We start from the raw sequence: 8,455 nt of genomic DNA, 5'->3' as shown, positions 1-8,455 counted from the left end.
ATGCAAAAGCGCGGCCATGTGAGCGACAAATAGAACGAGATTTCGTCGCGCGCAGCGGAATTCTTCTGCCGCACCACAGCTGATATGAGACCTCATGGACGTCGTCGTCGTCGAATCGCCGGCCAAGGCGAAGACAATCAACAAATACCTCGGCAGGAACTACAAGGTTCTGGCCTCGTTCGGCCATGTCCGCGATTTGCCGGCCAAGGATGGATCGGTGCGTCCGGATGAGGATTTCGCCATGTCCTGGGCGGTCGATACCGCTTCGGGCAAGCGCCTCGCCGACATCGCCAAGGCGGTCAAGGATGCCGACGGCCTGATCCTCGCCACCGATCCGGATCGTGAGGGCGAAGCCATTTCATGGCATGTGCTGGAAGTGCTGAAGCAGAAGCGCGTGCTGAAGGACAAGTCGGTCAGCCGCGTCGTCTTCAACGCCATCACCAAGTCGTCGGTGCTGGAAGCCATGGCCAATCCGCGCCAGATCGATGCKCCGCTGGTCGATGCCTATCTCGCCCGCCGGGCGCTCGACTATCTCGTCGGCTTCACGCTGTCGCCGGTGCTGTGGCGCAAACTGCCGGGCGCCCGTTCCGCCGGTCGCGTCCAGTCGGTAGCGCTGCGCCTGGTTTGCGACCGTGAATCCGAGATCGAACGCTTCATCCGTGAGGAATATTGGCAGATCGCCGCTCTGCTGGGCACGCCGCGCAACGACACATTCGAAGCGCGGCTGACCGCCTTTGAGCGCAAGAAGCTGCAAAAGCTCGACATTGCCAACAAGGCGCAAGCCGACGACATCAAGGGAATGCTTGAAGGCGCGACCTTCAAGGCGTTGTCCGTCGAAGCCAAGCCGACCAAGCGCAATCCAGGCCCGCCCTTCACCACCTCGACGCTGCAGCAGGCTGCCTCGTCGGGCCTAGGCTTCTCCGCCACGCGCACAATGCAGGTGGCGCAGCGGCTGTATGAAGGCATGGAGATCGGCGGCGAGACCACCGGCCTGATCACCTATATGCGAACCGACGGCGTGCAGATGGCGCCGGAGGCGATCGACGCTGCCCGCGACGCCATCGCCAAGGAGTTCGGCCCGAAATACCTGCCGGAAAAGCCGCGCCAATACACCGCCAAGGCCAAGAACGCCCAGGAAGCGCACGAAGCCATCCGCCCGACGGATTTCATGCGCACCCCAGCATCGGTCCGGCAATATCTCGATTCCGACCAGATGCGGCTCTATGAGTTGATCTGGAAGCGCGCCATCGCCAGCCAGATGCAGCCGGCCGAGATCGAGCGCACCACCGTAGAGATCGAAGCAGTGAACGGCGCCCGCACCGCCGAGCTTCGTGCCGTCGGTTCGGTCGTCCGCTTCGACGGCTTCATCGCCGCCTACACCGACCAAAAGGAAGACGACGCGGAAGACGAGGAAAACCGTCGTCTGCCCGAAATCCGCGCCGGCGAGCAGCTTGCCCGCCAGGCGATCAACGCCACCCAGCACACGACCGAGCCGCCGCCGCGCTATTCCGAGGCGACGCTGATCAAGAAGCTGGAAGAGCTCGGCATCGGCCGTCCGTCGACCTACACCGCGATCCTGAAGACGCTCGAGGACCGCGACTACGTCACGATCGACAAGCGCCGGCTGGTGCCGCAGGCCAAGGGCCGCCTGTTGTCGGCCTTCCTGGAAAGCTTCTTCGAGCGCTATGTCGAATACGACTTCACCGCGTCGCTCGAGGAGAAGCTCGACGAGATCTCCGACGGCAAGCTCGCCTGGAAAGACGTGCTGCGCGATTTCTGGAAGGATTTTTCGGGAGCTGTCGCCGACATCAAGGAACTGCGCGTCACCGACGTGCTCGATGCGCTGAACGAGGAACTGGCGCCGCTGGTGTTCCCCACAAGGGAAGACGGTTCGAACCCCCGCATCTGCCCGAAATGCGGCTCCGGCAATCTGTCGCTGAAGCTCGGCAAGTTCGGCGCCTTTGTCGGCTGCTCGAACTATCCCGAATGCTCCTTCACCCGCCAGCTCGGCGACGCCGCCAACCCGAATGGCGAGAATGGCGGCGGCGAGGACGGCACCAAGGTGCTCGGCAAGGACCCTTACACGGCGGAGGAAATCACGCTTCGCTCAGGCCGCTTTGGCCCGTACCTGCAGCGCGGCGACGGCAAGGAAGCCAAGCGCTCGAGCCTGCCCAAGGGCTGGACGCCCGAGTCGATCGACCACGAAAAGGCGCTCGCCCTGCTGGCACTGCCGCGCGATATCGGCAAGCATCCCGAATCCGCCAAGATGATCTCGGCCGGGCTCGGCCGCTACGGCCCGTTTGTGCTGCATGACGGCACCTATGCCAATCTCGACAGCATCGAGGATGTGTTCTCGATCGGCCTCAACCGCGCCGTCACGGTGATTGCCGAAAAGCAGTCCAAGGCCAAGGGCGGCCGCAATAGCGGCACTGCGGCTGCGCTGAAGGAACTCGGCGACCATCCCGATGGCGGCGGCAAGATCGTCGTGCGCGACGGCAAATACGGGCCTTACGTCAATTTCGGCAAGGTCAACGCCACGCTGCCCAAGGGCAAGGATCCGCAATCTGTGACGATTGAAGATGCGCTGGCGCTGATTGCCGAGAAGGAAGCCAAGGGCGGTGGCGGCAAGAAGCCGTTCCGCAAGGCAGCGGCGGCCAAGGCGCCTGCAGCGAAGAAAACAGCCGCCAAGAAGCCGGCGGCGAAGAAAAAAGGGTAGGACGGCGTGGCGCGCAGGATCACCGGACGAAGCCACGGCGATCCACGCACCGCCGACACGAGAGCCAAGGTCAAGGACGACTAYAGSCCSTCGCGCGACGAAATCCTGCGCTACATCGCCGAAAATCCCGACCGTGCCGGAAAGCGCGASATCGCCAAGGCGTTYGCGCTGCGCGGYGACGAYCGCATCTGGCTGAAGGAYATCYTGCGCGACCTGCAGGATGAAGGCGTGCTCACCAAGGAACGCAAGCGGTTGGCCCGCGTCGGCGCCCTGCCCCATGTCGCCGTGCTCGACATYTTTGGCCGCGACGGCGACGGCATCYTGCTGGCGCATCCGGCSGAGGCYGTCGGCMCYGGCGARCCGCCCGTSGTCTCGATCCGYGTSTCGCGCAGCGGCAATGGCCCRGCACCGGGCATCGGTGAYCGCGTKCTGGCCAAGACCTTYCCGACCRATGAMSCGWCCGGCCCCGCCTATACCGGSCGGGTGATGAAGATCTTCGAGAAGCGCACCGAYGCSGTWCTMGGCRTCTTYCGCGTGCTKCAGGACGGCACCTTYCGCATCGARCCGGTMGAGCGSCGCCAGCCSGAGCTGATCGTCGACAAGGAATTCCAGAACGGCGCCAAGRACGGCGACCTGGTCGAGGTCGAGCCGGCKCGSGCCTCCCGCTTTGGGCTTCCTCGCGCCAAGGTGCTCAACGTGCTGGGTTCGCTGACCAGCGAGAAAGCGGTCTCGATGATCGCCATCCACGCCCACGACATTCCGCACATCTTCCCGGCCGATGTCATCGCCGAATCCGAAGCCGTCAAGCCGGCAACGATGGATCACCGCGAGGACTGGCGCGACCTGCCGCTGGTCACCATCGATCCGGCCGACGCCAAGGACCATGACGACGCGGTCTTCGCGACGCCSGATCTYGAYGARAAGAACCCCGGCGGCGTSATYGCCACCGTCGCCATCGCCGATGTCGCCGCCTAYGTCCGCTATGGCACGGCACTSGACCGYGARGCGCTSAAGCGCGGCAATTCGGTCTATTTCCCCGATCGCGTCGTTCCGATGCTGCCCGAGCGCATCTCCAACGACCTCTGTTCGCTGCGCGAGGGCCAGGATCGGCCGGCGCTCGCTGTGCGCATGACCTTCTCCGCCGATGGTCACAAGATCAGGCACTCCTTCCACCGCGTGATGATGAAATCCGCGGCGAAGCTTGCCTACCCGCAGGCGCAGGCGGCGATCGACGGCGCGCCCGACGACAAGACTGGCCCGATCCTCGACACGGTGCTGAAGCCGCTATGGGATGCCTATGCGATCCTCAAGCGCGGACGCGACGGCCGCCAGCCGCTCGAACTCGACCTGCCGGAGCGCAAGATCCTGCTCAAGCCGGATGGCACGGTCGATCGCGTCATCGTGCCGGAACGGCTSGACGCCCACAAGCTGATCGAAGAATTCATGATCCAGGCCAATGTCGCCGCCGCCGAGACGCTGGAGGCGAAGAAGCAGGCGCTGGTCTACCGCGTCCACGATGCGCCGTCGCTCGCCAAGCAGGAATCGCTGCGCGAGTTCCTGCAGACGCTCGGCCTGTCGCTGGCGCGCGGCGCGCAGATGCGGCCCAGCCAGTTCAACGGCATTCTGGAACGCGTGCGCGGCGCCGACAATGAGGCGCTGGTCAACGAGGTGGTGCTGCGCTCGCAGAGCCAGGCCGAATATTCGCCTGGGAATATCGGCCATTTCGGCCTCAACCTGAAGCGCTACGCGCATTTCACCTCGCCGATCCGCCGCTACGCCGACCTGATCGTGCATCGCGGGCTTATCGCCGCACTCGGCCTCGGTCCGGGAGGGCTGACGCAAGATGAGGAGGCGCGGCTCGAAGACGTTGCGGTCTTGATCTCCGGCACCGAACGGCGCGCCATGGCGGCCGAGCGCGACACGGTCGACCGGCTGATTGCCGCTTATCTCGCCGAGCGCATCGACGATCGTTTCGACGCTCGCATCTCCGGCGTCACCAAATCAGGACTATTTGTCCAATTGCCGCAGTTTGGCGCAGATGGCTTCATCCCGGTGTCAACTCTGGGCGGCGATTACTATATATATGACGAAACGGCCCGCTCCCTGTTCGGAGAACGCTCGGGCAAAGGCTACCAACTCGCGGACCGCGTCGAGGTTCGGCTCATCGAGGTGGCGCCAATGGCTGGCGCGATGCGCTTCGAGATGTTGACCGACCCGAAGCCCCTGCCAGGCTCCAGCAAGTCGTTTCACAAGGCTAAGGGCCGCGCCCGTGCGTCGCAATCGCGACCGGGTTCGCGCGGCAGGAGACGATGATGCCAAATGAACTAGGGATACAAGAACAGGTTTTCGGCGGCGAACATCACTCGGGCCGGGTTGCCCGCCCGCTGTGGACGGCGATGAAGCGCGGCCTCTTGGGCCGCTGCCCGAATTGCGGCGAAGGCAAGCTGTTCCGCAGCTTCACCAAGACCGTCGAGACCTGCAGCGTCTGCGGCGAGGAAATCCATCACCATCGCGCCGACGACCTGCCGGCCTATCTGGTCATCGTCATTGTCGGCCACATCGTTCTTGGCGCCTTCATGGGCGTCGAAGCGACCTCGACGCTCACCACCTGGCAGCACATCGCCATCTGGGTGCCCTTGACCATCGTTTTGTCGGTTGCGCTGCTGCAGCCCGTCAAAGGCGCCGTCATCGGATTGCAATGGGCGTTCTATATGCACGGATTCGGTGGCGAAAAGGATGGGACGGAGTCCCACAACGGCGCCTGAAGCGCCGCTGGCGCAACATACCGACCGTGGAAGGCCACTTTCGTTTGCAAGAAGTTTCCGCTAGGTCCAGCGCATGGAAGCAATGACCAAGGCGGCTGTCGACAAGCTCGACAAGGGTCTTGCCGCGCATAGCGGCCGGCCTTTGCGTCCGCGTGACGCCGCGACCCTGATTCTTCTCGACCGCAAGGGCGACGAGGTGCTGGTGCTGATGGGCCGCCGTCACGCCGGCCACGCCTTCATGCCTGGAAAATTCGTGTTTCCCGGCGGCCGCACCGATCCGGCCGACAGCCGCATCGCGACGGCCACCGCATTGCATCGCGACGAGGAGGCAAAGCTGCTTGCCGGCCCCGGCCGCACCAGTGCTGCGCGTGCCCGCGCCGTCGCCTTGTCCGCAATTCGCGAGACCTATGAGGAAGCCGGGCTGCTGATCGGGCAGAAGGCCGCCTTTGCGACCGACAAGCGTGACTGGCAAGGCTTTGTCGAGCACGGCGTGASRCCTTCGCTSGMRRCGCTGCGSTTCATYGCSCGCGCCATCACCCCGCCCAACCGGGTRCGCCGCTTCGACACGCGCTTCYTYAGCGCCTGGCGCAACGATGTCGCCGTCGAACTGCCTGATGGCGGACCGACCAACGAACTCGAGGAACTGGTCTGGCTGCCGCTTGCCAAGGCCAGGGAAGCCGACATACCCGACATCACCCGAATGATCCTGGACGAGCTGGAAAAGCGCCTTATCCATGATCCACTATTGCGTCCGGGCGGTCCCGTCCCCTTCTACCGGCTTGTCCGCAACCGCTTCACCCGCGAACTTCTGTAGAGCAATCCCAGGAAAAGTGTGACGCGGTTTTCCCACGGCAATTGCGCAAGATCAAAGAGACAGAGTATTCAGCATCYCATGACGGTCGATACCCAACCACAGGGCGACGAACGCGTACACTGGCTGCCGATGGTGGCGGCGATCTCGTCGATCAGCGTCGTCGGCATCGCCATTGGCCTCGGCATGCCGCTGCTCAGCGTCATCCTGGAAACGCGCGGCCACTCGGCTTCGATGATCGGCCTCAACACGGCTGTCGCCGGCTTGGCCTCGATCGCCGGCGCGCCGCTCGCCACGCCACTCGCCATGCGCTTTGGCGTCGCCTGGACCATGATCGCCATGATTGCCACAGGCGCGCTCGCCTTCGTCGGCTTCCATTTCGCACCCGACTTCTGGATGTGGTTTCCGCTGCGCATCGTGCTGCATATCGCATTGACGGTGCTGTTCATCCTGTCGGAATTCTGGATCAGCACCTCGGCGCCGCCGCACCGGCGCGGCCTTGTGCTTGGTATCTACGCCACCGTCCTGTCGCTCGGTTTTGCCGCCGGACCATGGCTGTTCGCCCATCTCGGCAGCTCCGGCTTCAGGCCGTTCGGCGTCATCATCGTACTGGTGACGCTCGCCGCCATACCGGTGCTGGCCGCGCGCAACGAAAGCCCCACCATTGTGGCCGATGGCGAAACCAGCAATTTCCTGCGCTACATCTGGCTGGTGCCGTCGGCGACCGCCGCCGTGCTGGTCTTCGGTGCGGTCGAAACCGGCGGCTTCGCGCTGTTCCCKRTCTAYGGYAACCGCATCGGCTAYTCCGARGCCGACGCSGCSYTGCTGCTGACCATGATCGGCCTCGGCAACGTGCTGCTGCAGATCCCGATCGGCATGATCAGCGATCGCGTCAGCGATCGCCGTTATCTGCTGCTTGCCTGCGCCACCGTCGGCCTCGTCGGCACAGTGTTCATGCCCTTCTTTGCCCAGAACTGGCACCTGATGGCCGCCCTGCTGTTCGTCTGGGGCGGCGTGGTCGCTGCCATGTACACGATCGGCCTTGCCCATCTCGGCTCGCAGCTTTCCGGCCACGAACTGGCATCCGCCAACGCCGCCTTCGTGCTTTGCTATGGCGTCGGCATGGTGCTTGGCCCGCAGGCGATCGGCATCGGCATGGATGCGTTCGGTCCGTCCGGTTTCGGCTGGTCGCTCGGCCTGTTCTTCGCCGCCTATATGGCGTTGGTCGGTATCAGGCTCGTGCGCAAGATTCTGCTTTGACTCTTTGTCACAGCCACCGCTGCTGACAGAACCGTGTCAGGAGCGCTGGGTTAGAAGAGTGTCCCAAAAACATCGGAAGTTGAGGACACTCCCATGATCGACAGCGGCTTTGAAACCACATCCSTKCGCATGACGCTTCTGCTGCTKGTGACCTTYCAGGCSCCGGCCGCSGATGTYGAYCGCATCATGGACGCGGTGGTTGCGATCGCCCCGCTGGCCATGGGCAAGTATGACCGCAACGCCTATCAGTCGGCGCACGGCATCGAGCGCTACAGGCCGCTTGAGGGGGCCACGGCCGGTGCCGAAACCGAATTGCGCCGCCGCCCGGGCACGGTCGAGATTTCATTCGAAYTGCCYGACGACCAGGCRCTGGCCWSCCGSGTSGTCGAGGCMATTTTCCAGGCSCATTCCTATCAGGAGCCGGTGATCCGCATCCAACCGATCCTCGCCAGCCGCTCCAAGGGGCTGGACGACCGCGCCAATCCGAATCGYTGGTGGAACACGACCGGAGACTGGAAGAAGGTTGCGGTATCGGAGGCGGAAAACGCCTGATTTACGCGTAATGGGCAGCCTGGGCGGGCCACATCGGGTTCGCCGGGCTTGACTTTCCAGGCACGTTCTTTATGTGTCGCGCCAAGTTTCCCGCGTCCGGGTGTTTTCCCGTGCTCCAGCGGCCAAAACCCCACGAACATAACGGACTGAGATCATGGCCAAAGCCGCAAACATCAAGATCAAGCTTCTGTCGACCGCCGACACCGGTTTCTTCTACGTGACCAGCAAGAACAGCCGTACCAAGACTGACAAGCTGTCGTTCCGCAAGTACGACCCGGTCGCCAAGAAGCACGTCGAATTCAAGGAAACCAAGATCAAGTAATCTGGGTTTTCCCCTTTGCAAACAAAAAC

The 8,455-nt window shown here is 63.7% G+C and carries 7 protein-coding genes; all 7 read left to right on the top strand.

The window, feature by feature from the left end; genetic code table 11:
- Positions 1–94 precede the first annotated feature (94 nt).
- The 7 genes from topA to rpmG all read left to right on the top strand — a co-directional run bounded on the left by topA (position 95) and on the right by rpmG (position 8,426).
- Complete coding sequence (gene topA, locus AC1DX0_RS26440) at positions 95–2,716, top strand: type I DNA topoisomerase (protein ID WP_477220319.1); 2,622 nt, start codon at positions 95–97, stop codon at positions 2,714–2,716.
- 6 nt (positions 2,717–2,722) lie between these two features.
- Positions 2,723–5,029 (top strand): ribonuclease R, encoded by a 2,307-nt coding sequence (gene rnr / locus AC1DX0_RS26435; RefSeq protein WP_477357383.1) that lies wholly within the window; start codon positions 2,723–2,725, stop codon positions 5,027–5,029.
- Complete coding sequence (locus AC1DX0_RS26430) at positions 5,029–5,481, top strand: DUF983 domain-containing protein (protein ID WP_477220317.1); 453 nt, start codon at positions 5,029–5,031, stop codon at positions 5,479–5,481. The genes rnr and AC1DX0_RS26430 overlap by 1 nt, the downstream gene beginning before the upstream one ends.
- Before the next feature lie 73 nt (positions 5,482–5,554).
- Positions 5,555–6,295 (top strand): NUDIX hydrolase, encoded by a 741-nt coding sequence (locus AC1DX0_RS26425; RefSeq protein ID WP_477357381.1) that lies wholly within the window; start codon positions 5,555–5,557, stop codon positions 6,293–6,295.
- 78 nt (positions 6,296–6,373) lie between these two features.
- Positions 6,374–7,552 (top strand): MFS transporter, encoded by a 1,179-nt coding sequence (locus AC1DX0_RS26420; RefSeq protein ID WP_477357379.1) that lies wholly within the window; start codon positions 6,374–6,376, stop codon positions 7,550–7,552.
- 93 nt (positions 7,553–7,645) lie between these two features.
- Positions 7,646–8,104, top strand: coding sequence for a YqfO family protein (locus AC1DX0_RS26415; RefSeq protein WP_477357377.1), 459 nt, complete (start codon positions 7,646–7,648; stop codon positions 8,102–8,104).
- Between the two features lie 154 nt (positions 8,105–8,258).
- The gene (gene rpmG, locus AC1DX0_RS26410) at positions 8,259–8,426 is read left to right on the top strand and encodes a 50S ribosomal protein L33 (RefSeq protein WP_006201775.1); all 168 of its coding nucleotides are present in this window, start codon (positions 8,259–8,261) and stop codon (positions 8,424–8,426) included.
- Positions 8,427–8,455 lie beyond the last annotated feature (29 nt).

Source organism: Mesorhizobium sp. P3_A9 (genome assembly GCF_056402975.1).
This window is presented reverse-complemented; position numbering and strand designations above follow the sequence as displayed.